The following is a 19,788-nucleotide window of genomic DNA, read 5'->3' on the forward strand; positions in this document are numbered from 1 at the left end:
AAAGCTCCGGATTTTTAAGCGAAAAAGGGGGCTTGGCTTTTCGGCATACGATGACAGAAGATAACTTCACTTAAAAAGCTGGTGGATCATGCTTAAATAATAGAAGTTTTAAGGGTGAAATCAGCTTTTTTGTTAGATATAAAATATTTTAACCAAACGTGTGTAAGAACCCTGACTTTAACAGAGCTTTTCAGTAAGTCTACTTTTTTATACGTGCCGCCTGTAAAAATGTTTCTTAATTGAATGAATTTCATAATATACTTTTTAAGTTTTTTACAAACATTTCATCAAATAATAATATGAATATTCGTATATCAAGTCGGATGATTGAAACGACAGACGGTGACTCCGGCGGGATGAAGCGAAGTCTGAAAATCCATTCTTCCTGTGTGAAGCACTGGAAGAATTAGTTGAAGACGAGCCCCGCGGAAAGCGTCCGTCTGAAGTGGGAAATCATTCACAAAGTTCGGAAATACCTTTCTGACAGAGACTTATGAAATGGATTCAATTATAAACCGCCTTCAATTTTCGTTCTGCGAAGGGCTTGAAGGAGGTAAGGCAGAGTGGAGGGGCGTACGTTTCTTTTAATGCAGCGGGTGGTTCTGTTCATTCAGACATAAGTTCTTTTATTTCAGAAGAAAGTTCTTTTATGTCCCCCGGTTCTGTTAATTACAGCGGATCTTCTTGTAATCTGCGCTTCGGTTCTCTTCATTCCCTGCACTTCCGATTTTAAACGAATAACAAAACGGAGCCCGGGATCAGAAAGCCTCGTTTGTCCGCTGGAACCATCCTTACACGGGTAGAAACATATAAATTGACAGAAGAAAACAGATAAGATAAAGTAATATTATCTCGAATTCGAGATAATTTGCATTCCAGGTTATTTCGAATGCACAGAATTATCATTTTAACTTAAGGCTTTGTTAAAGCATTCTGTTGTTGATATATATAAGAAAACTTCGCTTCAACTGGCCTGCCGTGGAGGAGATTTCCGGGTAGGGCTGTGTCCTGCGGGATCTTCCAATCTCCTTCTTCCACGGGTATGTTTCCGCTTCGTTTTGATTTTCCAATACAGAAAGCCTGCTGGTTGGATTAAGAAGATATCAAGGTAAAAACCAGTGCTAAGGTGATTTTTCAAGACGCCTGCGGAAAAAGAAAGCGGGAAGATCCTCCCGGACGCAAGGGAGGGAGAGCTGAAGGCTTTCTCCGCGGCAAGCGAAGAAAAAAGAGCCGCAGGCACTCCGAAAACAACAAGGAGCTTTAACAGAGCCTAATTTAAAAACTAATCTACAGGAGGCACCATTAATGGAAGGATTAAAAGGACTTCACCATGTCACGGCCATTACGAGCAGCGCTGAAAAAAACTATGAATTTTTCACGTATGTACTCGGAATGAGACTTGTTAAAAAGACCGTAAACCAGGATGATATTCAGACGTATCACCTGTTTTTTGCAGATGATAAAGGGAGCGCGGGCACGGATATGACGTTTTTTGATTTTCCGGGTATCCCAAAAGGTTCCCACGGCACGAATGAACTTTATAAAACAGGCTTCCGCGTACCCGGCGATGAAGCCATTGAGTACTGGGAGAAGCGCTTTAACCGGCTGGATGTTAAACATACGGGTGTGAAAGAAGTTTTTGGAAAGAAAACTCTCAGCTTCAGCGATTTTGATGAGCAGCAGTATATGCTCGTTTCGGATGAATACAATAAAGGGGTACCTGCAGGCATTCCATGGCAGGATGGACCGATCCCGCTTGAATATGCGATTACGGGACTCGGACCGATGCATATACGCATTGAGCCGTTTGAGGGGTTTAAAGAAGTTTTGGAGAAAGCATTTGAATTTAAGGAAATTGATTCAGAAGGATCGCTTCACTTATTTGAAGTCGGAGAAGGCGGAAACGGCGGGCAGCTTTTTGTGGAGAAAAGCACGGTGCTCCAGCCCGCTCAGCAGGGCTATGGGACCGTTCACCATATGGCTTTCCGCGTAGCGGACAAACAGGTGCTGGATCAGTGGATAGACCGGCTGCACGGGTTAGGATTTCAGACGTCGGGGTTTGTTGACCGCTTTTATTTCAAATCTCTTTACACGCGTGTCGCTCCCCAGATTCTGTTTGAACTTGCTACAGACGGACCGGGATTTATGGAAGATGAGCCTTACGAAACGCTCGGCGAAAAGTTATCGCTTCCTCCGATGCTCGAGCCGCGCCGGGAGCAGATTGAAAATTACGTCCGCCCGATTGATACATTGAGAAGTACAAAAACGTTTGAGAAAGAATACGAATAAAAGTCATTGTCTCCCGGTACTTTGTGCTGCGGAGACATTTTTTTCTGAAACAAAGGAAATAGTGAAACTTTCTAGTTTGAATTGCGTACTTCATGTATAATGAATATGGATATACTATATTTGGAGGCAGAAAAATGGGAAAAAGAGTTTTATTATTTATTTTAACGAACATCCTCGTTATAACAACCATCATCGTTGCCTGGACGCTGATTGTTAGCTTTACCGGCGTCAGCGGATCTTTTGAAACAGGCGGCGGCGGTCTCGGAATCAATTATGTGTCACTTGGTATCTTTAGTCTGCTGGTCGGTTTTGTCGGATCCTTTATGTCACTGGCCATGTCCAGATGGATAGCCAAAAAGATGATGAAGATAAAAGTACTGGATCCTGATGGAAACCTTTCCCGTCAGGAAAAAGAAGTGGTCGAAAAGGTCCACCGCTTTTCCAGAGCTGCAGGGCTTATGCATATGCCGGAAGTCGGTATCTATCAGTCCTCAGAGGTCAACGCTTTTGCTACTGGTCCTTCGAAGAAACGCTCACTCGTAGCTGTTTCCCACGGGCTTCTGCAGTCGATGGATGACAATGCTGTTGAAGGTGTTATTGCCCACGAAGTAGCGCACGTTGCTAATGGAGACATGGTGACAATGACGCTCCTGCAGGGTATTGTGAACACGTTTGTTGTGTTTTTCTCACGGATTGCTGCGATTCTCGTGTCCAGGCTTGTACGTCCGGAGCTTGAATTCATCGTCCGATTCGGAGCAATTATTATTTTCCAGATTCTCTTTTCCATTCTTGGAAGTATCGTCGTCATGGCGTACTCCAGGTACCGCGAATTCCATGCGGACCGGGGTGGAGCGGATCTGGCCGGAAAAGATAAGATGGCCCACGCTCTCCGTTCCCTGAAAGCTCACGTTGAACGGGCGAACGTCAAAGACAACCGCACCGATGATTCTGCAGTACAGACGATGAAAATCAACGGAAAACTCGGAGTGGCAAAGCTTTTCTCCTCCCACCCGGACCTTGATGAAAGAATTGCACGACTGGAAGAAAGATAATAAAAAGACCAGCTGGATGTTTTTAATCCAGCTGGTCTTTTTTTATGGCTGTTTTGAAAATAGAACATCTATATATGTTGAACTTCTTAAATCGTTTCCGCTTCTGTAACCAGCCGCTTTCGGTCCCATGGAAACGAAAGCCCGCGTTTATCTACTTGATTTTAAAGGCAGCTTAAAGAAAACATCGCTACTCAGCCTCTGCGCATAGTAGGAGGAATTTCGTCTGGATCGACTATTACTTCGACGACAAACGGGTGATGCAGAGGGAACACTTTTGACAGAGCTTTTTCGAGTTCTTCCTCCGTACGGCACGTGACTGACTCTGCTCCGAGCGAAGAAGCAAAGCCTGCCACATCAAGAGGGGTGTGATATTTCGTACCGACGGATTTGCCGATATGTACTTTCATACCTTTATCGACCATATCAAGTGCCTGGTTATTCATCACAATAAACAGAACCGGAGCATTGGATTCGACTGCGGTAGCTACTTCTGTCCCGTGCATGAACATACATCCGTCTCCGGTAAGGCAGGCGATGGGTTCTTCGGGGGCTGCCAGCTTTGCACCTACAGCATATCCGATCCCGTGACCCATGGCGCCGAATACATCATCAAAGTAAAAGCCGCACGACTGTTTAATGTCATAATGCTTAATAGCATAAAAAGTGTGGCTCCCGTCATCGCCAAAAAGCGTAGTGTTCGGCGGGAGGGAACGGTTAATAGTTTTTACAGCCGCAACGGAAGAAAGATAACCGGAGCCGTTTTCTGTCTCCTGTTCGTCCACCGCCGCCGCCTGCTCTCCTGACAGTACATAGGAAGGAGCATCTGTCAGTTTTCCCGGCGGAAGCGCCTGGAGGAGGTGGTTGAGATTTGCCTTTAAGTCTCCTGTGACAGCGGTCGTTTTCACGTTCATTGCTCTGCCGATAAAAGTGGGATCGGCATCGAAGTGAATAATCTGCTCAGGAAAATGTTCCGGTTTCCAGCCGGCTGTGCTCATGTCACTTAATTTCGAGCCGCAGACGATCAGAGTGTCGATACCGCTCTCCACGTATTCACTGGCAGCGTCTGTGCCTCCAAGTCCATAAGCGCCTAAAGACAGAGGATGTTTGGACAGAAAAGTTCCTTTACCTCCCGGGGTTGTTGCCACAGGAAGCTGAAAAGCTTCCGCAAACTGTTCAATTTCTTTATAGGCCCCGGAGGAATGCACTCCTTTTCCGAGCAGGAGAAGGGGACGTTCCGCCCGGCTGATCAGAGTCTCCACTTCAGGAAGCTTTGTGGAGATGACATGATCCGGCTCAGGGATGTCGATTGAAAAAGGTTCTGCATCAGCCAGAAGCACATCGGCAGGAATGGAGAGATGCACCGGTCCTTTAACGCCTGAAAAAGCTTCTCTTAAAGCATGCTGAAGGATCGGCTTGACAAGGTCGGCACGGTCAATTCTTCCGCTGTATTTCGTCACAGAAGAAAACATAGCGGTGACATCGGTGCCAAACGATGTTGAATCCTGGCCTATAGGCATGCCGAGCGATTGAATTGAAGGATGTCCCGTAAAGATAATCATAGGAATATGGGAAGCTTTTGCCTGGGCAGCCGCAGTCATCAGATTGGTTGCACCCGGGCCGGAAGTGCCGACAGCTATACCTATCCGGCGGGACATGAGCGAATATCCGGCTGCTTCATATCCAGCTGCCCCTTCATGCTTACTCAACACGAAAGACACACCTGCATTATCTGCAGCTACTATTAACGGAACAACAGCTCTGCCGGGAATGCCAAACATATGGGTGACTCCCCATGTACGGAACTGTTCTGCTAAAATTGATGCTATCGTTTTCACTTAACTTCAACCCCTTATAATAATTATCTTTTTGAGAGCACTTCTTCTACAATATTTGTATATTCTTCCATAAATTTATTGCCGGAGAGCGGTTTCATGAAGTAATAGCCCTGAATGAAATAGCAGCCCAGCTCCATCAGATAGTCAAGCTGACCGCGGTCTTCAACTCCTTCAGCTATGACTCTTAGGCCGAGGTTCTCTGCCATAACTATCATCGTCTGGACAATTGTTGCGTCATCGTTTTCTCTGCAGAGGTCATCGATAAACGTTTTATCAATCTTAATGGCGTCGATTTTAAATCGTTTTAAGTAATAAAGCGAGCTGTAGCCGGTTCCGAAATCGTCCATGCTGACCCCCACACCGAGATTTTTCAATTCTTTTATCACGTTTTCAGCATAGCTGTAATCCATTGTCATCGATTCCGTGATCTCGAATTCCAAATACTGCGGATCGATGCCGGACTGCCGGATAACGTTGGCGGTTGTCTGGACAAGATCCTGCTTTAAAAACTGCTGGGCAGATAAATTGACGCTGACTTTGATAGGAGGCAGCCCTGCTTTTAACCATTCCTGGTGCTGCTCACAGGCTGTACGGATGACCCAGTCTCCGAGAGGGAAAATCAGGCCTGTTTTTTCAGCGAGTGGAATGAAAGTGGCCGGAGAGAGAAGGCCTTTTTCCGGATGATGCCAGCGGATGAGAGCTTCAACTCCAACGATATTACCGGTGCGCGCGTCGACCTGGCCCTGGTAGACAAGAAACAGTTCATCACGGTTAATCGCCTGCCGGAGGTCATTTTCCAGAAGAAGGTTCTCACTTTCATTAATATACATTTCCGGAGAAAAAATCATATAATCATTTTTTCCCTGGGATTTTGCTTTGTACATCGCTGCATCGACGTGCACCATGTAGTCTTCCAGGCTTGGTACCGTTTCGTGATAGAGGGCTGCTCCGATACTTGCTGTTGTGAAAAAACAGCGCTCGTCTATCATAAACGGCTCTTTAAACTGGTTTAAAAGAGTTTCCGCCATGGCGCGTACATCGGCTTCACTCAGAACGTCAGGCATGAAAATCATGAATTCATCCCCGCTTATTCTCGCGAGAAGGCCATTTTCTCTGCAGCAGATTTTCATCCGTTCTGATACAGACTGCAGGAGCTTATCCCCGTTGCTGTGGCCGAATGTATCATTAATATTCTTAAACCCATCCAGATCAATCAGCAGCAGAGCAGCCGTTTTTTTATTTTCACCGATAAACTTTTCCAGTTCGTTTTGGAAGTACCGGCGGTTCGGCAGTCCCGTCAGTTCATCATGATAAGCAAGGTAGTTGTAGGATTCCTGAAGGCGGAACCGTTCTGTAATATCTCGCAGCTGCGCAAACGCCCCGATGACGGTATCCTTTTGATTATCGTATATCGGCTGTGCGTCAAACAGACAGATCATTTCATCATTATTGTTGTTGTTAAACTTCATTTCCACATCTTTAAATATCTGCTGTTTATGGAGAACATCGTGAAAGTATTTCCCGGTTATATCGGATTTGAAAATATCGCGGCCGACAATTTCTTCACTCGTAAACCCGGAAAGAATTTCAGCGAACGCATTATATTCTGTAACGATGCCTTCCGCATCTGTAACAATGATCGCATTCTGGGTCCGGCTCAGCATAATTTGATTTAAAATATTCAGCTTCCTGTTCTGCTTGCGTAAAAGAAGCTCTCGTTCTATAGAGTCAACAACGTTGGAAAGCATGTTCAGGAAAAGGGGATTTTTCTCCTCCAGGGCTGTCATGATTGAAATACTTCCAAGAAGGTTATCCAAGTCTGTGTAATGAAAAGGAGCGCTGTAACATGCAGTGCCGTGCAGAAATTGAAAGAAATGGTCATCTCCGATCAGGGTCACAGGATGACGCTGCTGGAGAGCAAGAGAAATGACGTTTGTTCCCAAATCCTCCTGAGTAAACCGGACCCCAGCTTCAATTCCCAGTTTCTGAACCATGTCTTTTATCGTTTCATCCCCGACAATATCCAGAATATATCCGTTTTCATCTGATATAACGATAAGAATCGGAGTTCCGGCGAGCGAATGAAGAACTTTATCTGAAAAAAAGCTGACAACTTCCAGAATTTCATTGTAGTCGTTTCGTTTAGTGAACAATTCCCTTGCGGACATACGTTCACTGGGGATGCGGACCTCTCCAGGATCCATTCCAGCCTGCCAGCATTTTTCTCTGGATTCATTCACGAAATCAGCTGTTATTCTTCCATTCAATGTCCTCACCTTCCTTTCATTTCAGTATAACGATAATTTTGGCACAGCGGAACTAAAAACACTGAAAAAAAACAAAAATAGGCATTATGAAAATTATTAAAAAGCATAATGAAACAAAAGACACGGGTCCTGCGTAACTAATATAAAGAACGAAAGCCAGTAATCCCAGGTGTGAGCTTATTCCATAAACCGTCTTATATCAATTTAAGTTTATTCCCCAATTTTTCTTTCGGTAAACGGCAGCTTTCTTGAAAAAAACCCCCGGCGGGAGTAAGATTCGATAAAGAGATAAAATCCTTTTTCCACAATATTGTCAGAACGTACTGATTCAAATACCTGCTTTACTTAATGGTATGAAAAAGAAAGGAAGAATAAAAAGGGAGGTCATGTAAATGTTATGGTTTCTTATGATGCTCGTTATCGTTTTTGCTTTTGTTATTACCATTACTCTGATTGATCAAAAGACGGAAAAGAAGAAGCCCGGGGATAAAAAAGCAGCCGTAAAAAAGAGTTTGAAAGCGAGAACAGGAACATTTGATGTTACCTTATTCGAAGTCCCAAGTGCCTATGAAGACCGATGTTTTCGGATAGAATTTCATCAGAAATCGACTCTCGTGCATAAAGATATCGATTACCTTCCTACCACCTATACGTATACCGACGTGGTCAAACATTTTGTGAAAAAGTTTGATCAGCTGAAGGATTCAGATAGAAGCGAAAAACAGCAGCGGGAAGAAGCGCGTTTTGAGCTCGAACACTGGGACGGAGACGTTTATGAAGAAGATGCAGTAGAAATCCCTAAAAAAGAAGCTCCAAGAAGCTGACGGCTTCCGGAGCTTCTTTTTCTTCACAGGAAATTAACAGAGAGATTCAGACAGGAATGCTGCATCATAATGGATGGTAAGATCTTTCGATACAGGGGCAGCGAATCCTTTTGAAAGCGTGCTTCTTCCTAAGAAGGATGAAAAACGAGGTAATATATAATAGATGGTTTTTAAGACAGCTTTATAAATAGAAAGATGCACAGGTCTTCACAGGGTTGAGAATCAGATGTGTTAATGTAAGGAAAGCAGGGAATAGGAAACGAACGGGTAAAGCTGTCAGCTAAGTTTTTATTTGGGACAGCCATAACTTTAATAACAGGAGAATTGTAAAAAAATAATCTGGATGCTTTAACAGGGTAAAGATTTAATTGATTACCTAAGCTATATACGGCACTTTAAGAATGTCTGTTTTCTTAATGGTCTCACCTATAGAAAGGGCTGCTGCCCTGTTTCACACCCACGCATAAGTCATGCAGGAAGGAGAGCCATATGCAGCTTGATCGTCTTAAAGGAGCCTTGTTTGGTTCAGCGATAGGAGATGCGCTCGGAGGAACGACAGAATTTATGTCTGAAGAGCAGATAAAAAAAGATTACGGGACGGTCGACGAAATAATCGGAGGAGGCAAATGGCATTTAGAGGCGGGAGAAACTACAGATGATATCTTTATGATGCTCTCTGTAGCCCGGGGGATTGTAGCGAATCCGATAGAGCCGGTCCAGAAAATTGCTGACCAGTTTCTCCATTGGCTGAATTCAGAACCGAAAAACGTCGGGTTAACGGTTCACTGCTCTCTTGCATACTTTAAACACGGCGAGCCGCTCGAACGGGCTGCAAAAATGGCCCATGATGATATCGGTACCGAAAACGTCGGCAATGGTTCTTTAATGCGTACACTGCCGGTAAGCCTGGCTTACAGAAATTACTCTAAAATGATCGAAGTTTCCAATGCTCAATCGGAAATTACCCATCCGGAACAGCTTGCTTCGGAAGCCTGTGCCCTCTATAACAGCGTCGTTTACGATATGCTTGAAAAAAACCTGGCACTGAAAGAGGCCCTTGTTCATCGTTTAACCGGAACGAGATACGAACGCTCTCTAAGCGAAGAACCCGGGGAGCTTCCTGGTGGATGCGTCCTTAAAACATTTCACTGGGTCACTTACGTACTGATGAAAGAAACGAATTTTTCTTCTGTCGTGGAGACGCTGGCGAACAAAGGAGAAAATGCAAATGCGACTGCTGCTATTGCAGGAGGATTAAGCGGCCTGGAAACCGGTTATTCCGGACTGCCGGGAAAATTCACGGATAAAATTCTTATCCATGAAGAACTGGATAGTATGTCGAGCGATCTGTTCAATATCCGCGCTGGAAACTAAAAAAAGCAGTTTCTCCGAAAATCCGGGGAACTGCTTTTTTAATTATCTTCGCTGAATCAGACCCCTGCCACGAAGGACATGAAAGGGAAAATGGCACGATCGAGCCCGGGATTGTAAAGGGGAAGCTTTTCTGAATTCTATGTTTCGTTTAATATAAATTATAGAGGGAATTTGATCAACAGGACTAATGACAGCTGGAAAGAGGAGTGGGGGAACGTGGTTTCGATTAGAAAGATGACATCTGCAGACTGGCCGAAGGTAAAAGAAATTTATGCAGAAGGGCTGGCTACGAAACTGGCTACTTTTGAAACAGCGGTACCTGACTGGAAGCAGTGGAATGAGAAGCACCACTCCTTCTGCCGGCATGTGATTGAAAAAGGAGAAACGACAGCAGGATGGGCCGCTCTGAGTCCTGTTTCCCCGAGATATGTGTACAGAGGAGTCGCGGAAGTGAGCATTTACGTCCGCTCTGACATGGGAGGGATGGGACTTGGTACCAGGCTGCTCAGTCACCTGATTGAAGAAAGTGAAGCCCACGGGATCTGGACTCTGCAGGCTGTCATTTTCAGCAGAAATATGGTAAGCCGGCGGATGCACGAACGAGCAGGTTTCCGCGAGGTAGGATACCGGGAGAAAATTGCGTCATTGAACGGAGTCTGGCACGATACAATTCTAATGGAAAGGCGCAGCCCCGCTGTGTCAGAGGAGGAACAGCATGCATAAAGTTATCATGTACGATGCCTATGGAACCCTTTACGACGTTACTTCCACAGAAAAAACGCTCCAGAAATACTTCCCGGATAAAGCAGAATCCATTGGAGCCGTATGGAGAAAAAAGCAGATTGAGTATGCATTTATCCGGCAGATGACCGGGATCTACAAACCATTTTCAGAAGTAACGGCGGATGCGCTCGCATATTCTTTGAAGGCCAACGGGGAAAATCCCGGGCAGAGCGAATTTACTTCCTGTATAAAAGCATACGAAATGCTGGAACTTTTCCCGGAAAGTGAAGAAGTGCTGTCTAAACAGACCGGTGCATTGAACGCAGTAGTATCAAACGGATCAAAGGATATGCTGGAGCCGCTGATTGAAGGGTCGGTTCTGCTTCCCTATTTGGAAAGCATCGTCAGCGTAGATGATATCAAGCAGTTCAAACCGTCCCAGACTGTCTATCAGTACGCTATGAATTATTTTCAGGTAGAGCGTAAGGACGTGCTGTTTGTTTCGTCGAACTCCTGGGATATTATAGGGGCAAACACGTTCGGTTTTGACACCCTCTGGGTTAACCGGGGCGGAGCGCCTTTTGAAGAGGGGTACGAAAAGCCGGATTACACAGGAGAAAACCTGTATGCCGTGCTTGATATAGAAAATGCCGAAGAAGACGTAACAGAATGACGCAGCTGTAGATAATGCTGCCTGTATAAATTGCACTTCATCTATTTGTTCCAGATCCGGTGAACGGCAGCCTTCGTTTCCATGGGGACGCTTTCCGGGCGGGCCGGCCTCAGCTAATCCCTTCCTCCCTGCGGTCGGGCGGGATGGATCTTCGGCTCGTCCTGATTCGCCCTGGAGTCGCCCCATGTCCACTCCAGCGGCCTGTTTTCCATCTTTGTTCTTCCTACAGGTATGGCCGGCCGTTAAAAATTATAACACCCTTCTTTCTTTCGATAGAGAAGACCGCTTTCGAGGTCATACATTCTGTCTTTATAAATATTAAGTTCAATTTATACAGCCTCTTAATAAGAAATACCTTCCTCCTGCGAAGTGAATCACCTTTCTGGAGCTGAAGAAGAGGCCCTCAGAAAACTTCTGCCTGAGAGTGTAAGAAAGAACAAATAATACAGCTGTAACAAAAGCCTCCCGCCAAATTGACGGGAGGCTATTTTATGAGGGGGAAATGCACTGAATTTATTCGGACAGGGCTTAAGCTTGTTTTATGGACGCAGAGCTTTTCTTTATTAATAGACCATCGGGTTAAGATATTCCGTACGCGCTGGTCGGCTGAATGCTTCTTTTGGGAGACAGCTTCATGTCCACAGCTTTCATGTAGAGAAAAGCGAAGGCGGAAGCGCCCCAGAATGTGAGCAGTACCGGGAATACGAAGAAGGCAGCTGCCAGTACGGCAGAACCTCCAAACGCGAGCAGAAAAACGGAAGTCCTGGAAAACGGCAGGAAAAAAGCCAGCTTTACGGTGTTTTTAAAACCAAGATCCGGCATCGATGCATAAACAGGAAAAAAGAAAGCCAGCGTCGTTAAAAAGAGGAAAATGGTAAAAATCATACCGGACATGATACCGATAAGCAGCAGACCGGAAAACTGTGTTAACAAAAGCAGGTTAACTGTCAGCAGCAAAGCACCTGCCCAGAAAAACAAGCCATATTTATTACTGCGGATGAACTCCTCCTTATAAAACAAGGCATAGTGCTGCAGCACATCGTTTAACGTTTCTCCGCGGACGAGACGGCGGAGCATGTGAAACAGGGCAGCTGTAGCAGGGAAAACCCCTGCCACTACACCACCGGCGAGAGTGAAAATAACCCAGAGGAAATTAAGATAGGTCAGTTTTACGAGGCGGTCACATGCCGTATAGACAGGATTGGACATCCACTGAATAAACATAGGTTAACGCTCCTTTTTTTCTTCTTCATACAGGAAATAATCAAAATCGGCCGGTTTCCGGCTTCCACTGTAGTCCTGGGAAGCCATCCCGATAAATGTGCCGGTAAACCGCACGTCGGGTGCCGAATCATCGGACATATGAGTCGTATCCAGAACAGGACCAATTTTTGACCAGTCGTTCATCTCTTCGTCGCGGTAATAGAGCTGAAGTTCGTCTTCATGGATCTCCCCGCGCAGGTAGAGGCTTCCCGTTTGAGAGATGCGCAGCGGCGGCAGAAGCACTTCTTCGTAATTACCGCTGACCGTGCGGAGAATCTGCAGCACCCGGCCTTTTAATTCGTGATGGGTCACATGCAGATAGACGTGATCTTCCGTATCGTAATAAACGACCAGTCCAGCTTTATGCTGGTAATATTCCGGATCGTAATCAATCTTCGTTTCAAACGTGCAGTAAAAAGATGTCTGTCTTCTCGCGATAAGGCTCTGCTGGTGCACCGAAGAGAGGGACTCCCGCCCATAGAGCCGCAGATAACCGGGGCGTTCGGAAAGAGAAGCCCAGGAAGGATCGACAGGAATCCGGAGAGAATTCCAGCAGCCGCGCAGGCTCGAATCGTCAAAGTCATCTTTCGCCGGTTCCGGATCGAAAGTGTGCTCCGCCAGTGCAGGAGCGGTCGTGGCCGCGTGGGGGAAATGTCCTCCGTCCTCCAGCTGCAGCCATCCGTCTTCGGTCCATTCGACCTTTTGCAAAGAGGTTTCCCGGCCGAGCGTGCAGTATTTACCTTTCAGAGGACGTCCGCCGAGATGGACCAAATACCATTCGCCGTTCTGCGTCTCAACGAGACTTCCGTGTCCGGCTTTTTGAATAGTTAATTCTGGATTAGCACGGGAGCTGACGAGAGGGTAGTTTGGATCGGTTTCGTACGGTCCTTCGAGTTTCTGCGATCGTGCCAGGGTTGCGGCATGGTCATATTCCGTCCCGCCTTCTGCAGTGAGAAGGTAGTACCATCCGTCTTTTTTATACAGATGAGGTCCTTCCGTCAATTTAATGTCCGTACCTGTATAGATTGTTTTTACAGGGCCTGTCAGCTTTCCTTCTTCTAAAGAAAGCTCCTGGAGGATGATCCCCGCAAATGGATGATTCCCGGAGCGGTAGTCCCAGATCATGTTGACGAACCATTTGCGGCCGTCGTCGTCATGAAACAGGGAAGGGTCAAAGCCGCTGCTGTTTAAGTAAACAGGCTCAGACCAGGGTCCTTCCACAGAAGGGGCAGTGACGAGATAATTATGAGCGTCTTTATAGGCACCGTGCCACTGTTTCACATCAGTATAAATAAGGTAAAACGTGCCGTTGTCGTAGGAGAGACACGGGGCCCAGACACCGCCGGAATTCATATTTCCCTTCATATCGAGCTGGGAACGACGAGTAAGCGGACTTCCGGCGAAACGCCAGTGGCGCAGGTCTTTTGAATGATGGATCCGGACACCCGGAAACCATTCGAATGTGGAAGTGGCAATATAATAGTCATCTCCCACCCGAAGAATAGAGGGATCGGCATGAAAGCCGGGGAGAATTGGATTTTGAATCAAAGTCATAAACAAAGCACTCCTTTGCGATAATTACCCTTTTACAGAGCCTGAAGTCATTCCTTCAACGATCCGGTTGCTCAGAATAAAGAAAGCGATCAATATCGGAAGCATGCTGATAACGAGCGTAGCACCGATAGCGCCCCAGTCTGTTGCATACTGGCCGATGAAGTTCTGGATGCCGACCGTCAGGGTTTTAAGATTGTCTGAACTGATGAACGTATTAACGAACACAAATTCGTTCCAGTTGTAAATCATATTGATAATCGCTGTCGTAGCGACAACCGGAGCCGTAATCGGCAGGATGATCCGGAAGAACATCCGGTGAATCGAGCATCCGTCCACGATCGCTGCTTCTTCGAGCTCTCTCGGAATCGTGTAATAGAAGCCGAGCAGGATCATCATTGTCAGCGGCAGGTTGAAGGCGGTATACGTTAAGATGATGGAGAGATGATTGTCCATCAGCCCGATCGTCGTGAAAAAGCTGAAGAGTGGAATAAGAGTGGAATGAACAGGGATCATCAGTCCGACCATAAACAGCCCGAGAACGACCTTGTTCAGTTTCCAGTTCATACGTGTAATCGCAAATGTGACGAGACTTGCGAGCAGCACGGTTAAGATAACAGAAACGCCCGTAACGACAACACTGTTAAAAAAGTAAAGGCCGATATTTCCATCTACCCATACTCTTGCATAGTTGCCCCATTGAGGATCGGAAGGCAGGGCAAGAGGAGGAAGGTTGAATACTTCCTGGTTATCCTTCAGGGAGAAAAGAAGCAGCCAGATCAGCGGAAGAATTTGCGCCACAGCTACGACCCCGAGAATAATATAAAGAATAAGACGGGAAATTCGCAGCCGGAAGGAGCCAATTTTCACTCCTTCTTCTGTTCTTGCAGCAGCAGTATTGGAACTCATTGGAATTCCCTCCTTAGTATTGAACTTCGTCTTCTTTAGACGTGGTAGCTTTACGGATCAGATAAGTAACGATCAAAATCAGGACGAGAAGGAAAAAGCCGACGGCGCTTCCGTAACCGAAGTCATTTGTCCGGAACGCGAGCTTATACATATAGGAAGCCATCACTTCACTGGCTCCGTTTGGTCCTCCGTCAGTCATAACATAGATTAAATCAAAATATTTCAGGGAACCGATAACTGCAAGGACAATCGTTACTTTGATAACACCGGCGATAAGTGGAAGCTTGATTTTATAAGCGATCTGCACCGGAGTCGCACCGTCGATTTTTGCAGCTTCTTCAAGTTCTTTAGGTACATTTTTCAATGCGGCATAATAAATGATGATATAAAACCCGGCATACTGCCAGATAATCGGGATGAATATGGCAAACAGAACAATGCTCGTATCAGAAAGCCACAGAGGCGGATTTTCAATACCGATAGTAGTTAAAAAGCGGTTCATGACCCCATTGGTAGGATGGTAGATACGCATCCATAATTGAGCGATTGCTACGGAAGAAAGCAGCATTGGGATCAGATAGATTTTCCGGAAAAGGTCGGCCCCTTTCATGTTGCTGGATAGCACGAGAGAGACGGCCAGGTAAAGCACAAGACTTCCGACTGAGAAAAGGGCAAGCAGCAGGGAATGGTAGGCGCTGCTCCAGAACATGCCGTCCGTGATCAACGCGGCGTAATTTTCAAGGCCGACAAATGTCATGGCACCGATACCGTCCCAGTCCATTAAGCCGTAGTAGCCGGTCAGGACAATTGGTACGTAAATCAATACAAGAATAAGCAGCAGGGCTGGGAGAGTATAGAGAGCGATGACCCGCTTGTCTGACATAATCTGATTCATATAAATACTCCTTTCGCAAAAATCTGATAAAAATGCCCCATAAATTCACGAGGAACTTATGGGGCGCGGACAGAAAAGGGTTATTCGTCTTCCTGAAGGGCTTCCTCATGTGTTTCTGCAAATTCTTCCGGAGTCACTTCTTCTCCAAACAGCGACTGAATCATGTTCAAGTGTGTTTCAGCAACACTGGAGCTCATCTGTACGTCAGCGAAAAGAGTAATGTTGGAAGCGTTGTTCAGGTCATCAAGCACGTCGATGAACAAGTCAGGCAGGTCTACTTCCTCTGTGTTTACCTGCGTGCCCGGGATAACTCCCGCATCTTCTACAGAGCGCTTGCCCCATTCTTCTGTAAAGTGTTTAACGAACGCTTTGGATTCTTCCTTAACGTCGGAATCTTCTGAAACGAACAGTCCAACTCCAGGTCCTCCGACCCAGCTGTCGATGTCGCCGTCTCCGCCTTCGACTTCAGGGAATTTGAAGAAATCGATGCTGTCACGGAATTCCTGTGGAATCTCTTCGTTTGTTGTGTAGTTAGGAAGGTCCCATGAACCGATCAAGTACATAGCGGCATTACCGTTCATGAATTCCGATTTTGCTTCCTGGTCGGAAAGACCATTAAATCCGGAAACAAACGCGTTATGATCAACCATTTCCTGAATGTTGGCTGCAGCATCGACAAGGCGCTCATCCTCAAAAGAGCCGCTTCGGTCAATCGCTGAATTCAGAGCATCCGGACCACCGATGCGGTCTGCAAGATACATATACCAGAGCGAACCGGTCCAACGGTCGCGGTTTCCGAGAGCGATAGGAGTAACTCCGTTCTCATCAAGCGTGTCGATGACTTCCAGAAGCTCGTCGTATGTTTCAGGAACCTCGACGCCGTTTTCTTCAAAAATAGCTGTGTTATAGAAAACAGGTGCAATGTTTAACTCCAGCGGCAGAGCATAAGTCTGATCTTCTACGGAATAAGCATCAAGTGTACCCGCAACGAAGTCATCGCGCATGCCGTCTTCGAGCACGTCATCAAGCGGGGTGAAAAGTTCTCCATTTACGTAAGGCTCAAGAAAGCCGGCCGGCCATGTCATCCCTACATCAGGAAGCTGATTGGAAGAAGAGACGACCTGGAGCTTGTTTTTATACTGCTCGTTTTCGAGAACTTCGAGTTCCACCGTTACGTGAGGATGCATTTCTTCAAAATCTGTGATGATGTCCTCCACAATCCGGTGGTGGTCCGGGGAACTGCCTTCCGGCCAGAGGTGCATGAAATCGATTGTCACATCTTCCTGTTCTGCTTCGGCATTGCTGCCTTCTGTATTTTCGTTACCTGAGTTACCTGAGTTACCTGCGCTTGCTTCTTCACCGTCATTGCTGCCGCATGCGGCAAGGGTGAAAAGAGCTGCTGTCGAGAGCGTCACAAAAGGGATAAAGGCCTTCTTTTTCATTCAGTAATTCCTCCTTGGAATGTAGTGTAACGTCAGTATAGCAGTGATGTAAGCGCTTCATAAGGTAACGGTGATTAGGGAAAGTACCACTTTCATTAGGTCATTAAACTAAGATTTTAGGCGGACTTTACTCCTCAAGCTTTTCTTTCCGGTATTTGCTCGGTGTTATATTTTCGTACTCTTTAAATATCTGGATAAAATATTTGGCTGTCTGATAACCGACCTCTTCTCCAATTTCGGCAACCGGCTGATCGGTCGTAAGCAGCAGCCTTTTAGCCTGCTGCAGTCTTTTTCTCGTCACAAATTCACTGAAGGTAATCCCGATATGATCTTTAAACAGCACACTGAAATAACTGGGGTTCAAATGAACTTCTGCTGCGATATCCTTTAAGCTGAATTTTTCCCCGAGGCGCTGATCAATTAAGGAAGCAGCTGTCTGCAGGGATTCGGGGAGGTTTCTAATATTTTCCAAATAGGGATCTGCGGCCGCATCTGTCTGCTTATCGGGGTGAAGAGTTTCGACTGTTTTGAAGGCTGCCTCGACCGCTTCGAGGAAAGCTTCTTTGCTGACAGGCTTTAAAAGGTAGTTGACGACGCCCATTTTCAGTGCCTGCTGGGCGTATTCGAATTCCGAATACGCCGAAATAACAAGGAAGACAGGCTGAACGCTCAGTTTTTTCGTCTTTTCAATTAATTCGAGGCCGGTCATCTCCGGCATGCGGATATCAGTGATCAGCAGATCGATGGAAACTTCCTCCAGTAAGTGAAGCGCCTCTTTTCCCGAGGAAGCAGTTGAGATAACAAGGTTTTCATCCCACGCTTCAAGCCGCCTTTTTAAACCCTGTCTGGAGCGGGGTTCATCATCCACTATTAAGACGTGACGTTTTTGCATCTGCATCTGCTCCTCTCTTTGGAATGATAAAAGTAACGTTTGTTCCTTCACCGGGCCGGCTGTCAATATAAAGTCCACTGTGAGAATTATTCGGATAGGCAAGCTCGAGCCGCTGGTAAATGTTTCGCATGGCAAGACCTGTCCCTTTTGATTCCACAGCGGCCTGGGTGTGCATCGAGGAGCGGACTTTCTGGAGCGTTTCTTTTTCCATGCCCCGTCCGTTGTCTCTCACGCAGATTTCTATATATCCCGTTAAGTCCGCTTCTTTTATTGTAACCGTAATTTTACCCTGTTTCGTTGATTCTCCAATCCCGTGGATGAGCGCATTTTCGATAACGGGCTGGATCAAAAGCTTAGGAAGCGTATAAAAAGAAAGCTGTTCATCCATGGAAATCTCCCAGTACAGACGATCGCCAAAACGAAGCTTCATAATATGCATATACCTCTCGACCTGCTGCAGTTCTTCACAGAGCGTGACCCAGTCTTCATCATCCACATCGGAAATCGTATAGCGGAACAAATTGGAGAGGGAAATGATCATATCGGCCATATCCTCATCTTTTTCTTCCAGCGTCCAGTATACGGCTTCGAGCGTATTAAAGAGAAAATGGGGGTTTATCTGTGCTTGAAGCGCTTTCAGTTCGGCCCGCGTCTTTAAGAGCTCTTCTTCGTAGACAGCTTTTATTAAATGGTTCGTCGTTTCAACCATTTTGTTGTAGGTGTCATTTAACTCCGTGATTTCTGTCGTTGAAGATATACGCTGGCTTTTCTTCAGCGCTCCGAGCGTTCCGAAGCGCATCGCATGCGTCAGCTGGCGGATCGGTTTGGAAATATAGCTGGAGACGATCCACGAGGCAGCTACAAAAATAATCAGCCCGACGAGGCCGGCTGCGAGGATCGCAGTGCCAATTCCGGTAATGCCCTGGAGCAGGCTGTTAACCGGGGTGAAAATAACGAGTGTCCAGCCGGTATGATCTGAGGTCGTTTCCACACGCACATGCTCTTCTCCATCAATTTCCACCGATTCCCTGTCAGAAAAGACAAGGGATTCATCGACACTTTCCGAGAGAGTCCCGGCTACCTGCCGGCTATTCTGATCAAGAATAACGGCCTGGTCCAGCTGTATGTCGAGGGTGTCGGATACGCTGGAAAGGTTAAAATAGTTTTCATGAACTTTCGTGACGAGATACCCCCCGGCACGGAAATCTTCTTCTATCAGGTTAATCTGGTTGATCGTCAAAAAAGATCCGTCATCGAGAGGATCCTCTCCAGCCCAGATCATCCGTCCGTCTGCCTCCTGTGCACTATCAATCCATTCGGGAGGGACGCGGGCAAACAAAGGCAGTTCGCTTAAGGGAAAGAGGCGCCGGTCATCGGTGAAGTATAATTCGAAAGACGTGAGGCCCGTCACATAGGCCTGGTATCCGTTGATGACTTCATTCATGGACTGCCGGGCCGCAAATCCTGCTTCGCCCCCTGTTTCTTCCTGAATAAGCAGACTCTGCACAGAGGGATTGGTTGCGATCTGGCTCGTGATCATCTCAATTGTTTCATACTGGGAATCAATCCGGCCAAGGCTCTGCAGGGCAGTCTGTTCAATTTGTGTCTGCGCATTATCTTTAATAATTTCTGTAACAAGGTTGAACGTTAAAGCCCCGACAACAAGAAGGACGATAACCATAACGGCTGCGAAAATCGATAATATTTGCGTCCGCAGCGTATTCCATCTGCGAACGGCACGCTTTTTCAAGTGAAAACCTCCCTCGATAATTATTTCAGGCTGGTATGGGAATGACAAG

General features: G+C 46.4%; 15 protein-coding genes. 6 read left to right on the forward strand and 9 right to left on the reverse strand.

Features of this window, described 5'->3' with window-relative positions:
• The first annotated feature begins 1,305 nt into the window (after positions 1-1,305).
• Entirely contained in the window at positions 1,306-2,289 is a 984-nt protein-coding gene (locus FTX54_RS02920) for a ring-cleaving dioxygenase (RefSeq protein WP_147804905.1), read from the forward strand.
• A 134-nt stretch (positions 2,290-2,423) separates the two neighbouring features.
• Positions 2,424-3,341: a protease HtpX gene (gene htpX / locus FTX54_RS02925; RefSeq protein ID WP_147804906.1), complete on the forward strand. Its 918-nt coding sequence runs from the start codon at positions 2,424-2,426 to the stop codon at positions 3,339-3,341.
• A gap of 191 nt (positions 3,342-3,532) precedes the next feature.
• On the opposite strand, the gene FTX54_RS02930 is transcribed toward htpX, so the two are convergent.
• Together FTX54_RS02930 and FTX54_RS02935 are read right to left on the reverse strand one after the other, a co-directional pair.
• The gene (locus FTX54_RS02930; protein ID WP_147804907.1) at positions 3,533-5,176 is read right to left on the reverse strand and encodes a thiamine pyrophosphate-binding protein; all 1,644 of its coding nucleotides are present in this window, start codon (positions 5,174-5,176) and stop codon (positions 3,533-3,535) included.
• Between the two features lie 23 nt (positions 5,177-5,199).
• A complete protein-coding gene (locus FTX54_RS02935; protein WP_246125691.1) occupies positions 5,200-7,443 on the reverse strand; it encodes an EAL domain-containing protein in 2,244 nt (747 codons plus the stop codon).
• A 392-nt stretch (positions 7,444-7,835) separates the two neighbouring features.
• Here FTX54_RS02935 and FTX54_RS02940 point away from each other — a divergent pair, with 392 nt between their 5' ends.
• The 4 genes from FTX54_RS02940 to FTX54_RS02955 all read left to right on the forward strand — a co-directional run bounded on the left by FTX54_RS02940 (position 7,836) and on the right by FTX54_RS02955 (position 11,037).
• Complete coding sequence (locus tag FTX54_RS02940; RefSeq protein ID WP_147804908.1) at positions 7,836-8,267, forward strand: hypothetical protein; 432 nt, start codon at positions 7,836-7,838, stop codon at positions 8,265-8,267.
• A 489-nt stretch (positions 8,268-8,756) separates the two neighbouring features.
• Positions 8,757-9,641, forward strand: a complete 885-nt coding sequence (locus FTX54_RS02945; RefSeq protein WP_147804909.1) for an ADP-ribosylglycohydrolase family protein — start codon at positions 8,757-8,759, stop codon at positions 9,639-9,641.
• Positions 9,642-9,857: 216 nt separating this feature from the next.
• Complete coding sequence (locus FTX54_RS02950) at positions 9,858-10,364, forward strand: GNAT family N-acetyltransferase (RefSeq protein WP_281285265.1); 507 nt, start codon at positions 9,858-9,860, stop codon at positions 10,362-10,364.
• Positions 10,357-11,037 carry a haloacid dehalogenase type II gene (locus FTX54_RS02955; protein WP_147804910.1) on the forward strand — a complete coding sequence of 227 codons (681 nt, stop codon included), beginning with the start codon at positions 10,357-10,359 and terminating at the stop codon, positions 11,035-11,037. Before FTX54_RS02950 ends, FTX54_RS02955 begins: the two co-directional genes overlap by 8 nt.
• Before the next feature lie 579 nt (positions 11,038-11,616).
• Here the strand turns inward: FTX54_RS02955 and FTX54_RS02960 are convergent.
• From FTX54_RS02960 to FTX54_RS02990, 7 genes are all read right to left on the reverse strand, one after another.
• Complete coding sequence (locus tag FTX54_RS02960; RefSeq protein ID WP_147804911.1) at positions 11,617-12,261, reverse strand: YesL family protein; 645 nt, start codon at positions 12,259-12,261, stop codon at positions 11,617-11,619.
• A gap of 3 nt (positions 12,262-12,264) precedes the next feature.
• Positions 12,265-13,854: a glycoside hydrolase family 43 protein gene (locus tag FTX54_RS02965; RefSeq protein ID WP_147804912.1), complete on the reverse strand. Its 1,590-nt coding sequence runs from the start codon at positions 13,852-13,854 to the stop codon at positions 12,265-12,267.
• Between the two features lie 24 nt (positions 13,855-13,878).
• A complete protein-coding gene (locus FTX54_RS02970) occupies positions 13,879-14,760 on the reverse strand; it encodes a carbohydrate ABC transporter permease (RefSeq protein WP_147804913.1) in 882 nt (293 codons plus the stop codon).
• 13 nt (positions 14,761-14,773) lie between these two features.
• Positions 14,774-15,655, reverse strand: a complete 882-nt coding sequence (locus FTX54_RS02975) for a carbohydrate ABC transporter permease (protein ID WP_147804914.1) — start codon at positions 15,653-15,655, stop codon at positions 14,774-14,776.
• Positions 15,656-15,735: 80 nt separating this feature from the next.
• On the reverse strand, positions 15,736-17,097 hold the full coding sequence (locus FTX54_RS02980) for an extracellular solute-binding protein (RefSeq protein WP_147804915.1): 1,362 nt from the start codon (positions 17,095-17,097) through the stop codon (positions 15,736-15,738).
• A 127-nt stretch (positions 17,098-17,224) separates the two neighbouring features.
• On the reverse strand, positions 17,225-17,989 hold the full coding sequence (locus tag FTX54_RS02985) for a response regulator transcription factor (RefSeq protein ID WP_147804916.1): 765 nt from the start codon (positions 17,987-17,989) through the stop codon (positions 17,225-17,227).
• The gene (locus FTX54_RS02990) at positions 17,958-19,739 is read right to left on the reverse strand and encodes a cache domain-containing sensor histidine kinase (protein ID WP_246125693.1); all 1,782 of its coding nucleotides are present in this window, start codon (positions 19,737-19,739) and stop codon (positions 17,958-17,960) included. The genes FTX54_RS02985 and FTX54_RS02990 overlap by 32 nt, the downstream gene beginning before the upstream one ends.
• Positions 19,740-19,788: the final 49 nt, after the last annotated feature.

It is taken from the genome of Alkalicoccus halolimnae, assembly GCF_008014775.2.
GTDB lineage: Bacteria > Bacillota > Bacilli > Bacillales > Salisediminibacteriaceae > Alkalicoccus > Alkalicoccus halolimnae.

Bases quoted from the DNA above. Each gene is read 5' to 3' on its own strand.
- FTX54_RS02920 (WP_147804905.1), top strand. From the start codon at position 1,306: ATGGAAGGATTAAAAGGACTTCACCATGTCACGGCCATTACGAGCAGC.
- htpX (WP_147804906.1), top strand. From the start codon at position 2,424: ATGGGAAAAAGAGTTTTATTATTTATTTTAACGAACATCCTCGTTATA.
- FTX54_RS02940 (WP_147804908.1), top strand. From the start codon at position 7,836: ATGTTATGGTTTCTTATGATGCTCGTTATCGTTTTTGCTTTTGTTATT.
- FTX54_RS02945 (WP_147804909.1), top strand. From the start codon at position 8,757: ATGCAGCTTGATCGTCTTAAAGGAGCCTTGTTTGGTTCAGCGATAGGA.
- FTX54_RS02955 (WP_147804910.1), top strand. From the start codon at position 10,357: ATGCATAAAGTTATCATGTACGATGCCTATGGAACCCTTTACGACGTT.
- FTX54_RS02960 (WP_147804911.1), bottom strand. From the start codon at position 12,261: ATGTTTATTCAGTGGATGTCCAATCCTGTCTATACGGCATGTGACCGC.
- FTX54_RS02965 (WP_147804912.1), bottom strand. From the start codon at position 13,854: ATGACTTTGATTCAAAATCCAATTCTCCCCGGCTTTCATGCCGATCCC.
- FTX54_RS02970 (WP_147804913.1), bottom strand. From the start codon at position 14,760: ATGAGTTCCAATACTGCTGCTGCAAGAACAGAAGAAGGAGTGAAAATT.
- FTX54_RS02975 (WP_147804914.1), bottom strand. From the start codon at position 15,655: ATGAATCAGATTATGTCAGACAAGCGGGTCATCGCTCTCTATACTCTC.
- FTX54_RS02980 (WP_147804915.1), bottom strand. From the start codon at position 17,097: ATGAAAAAGAAGGCCTTTATCCCTTTTGTGACGCTCTCGACAGCAGCT.
- FTX54_RS02985 (WP_147804916.1), bottom strand. From the start codon at position 17,989: ATGCAAAAACGTCACGTCTTAATAGTGGATGATGAACCCCGCTCCAGA.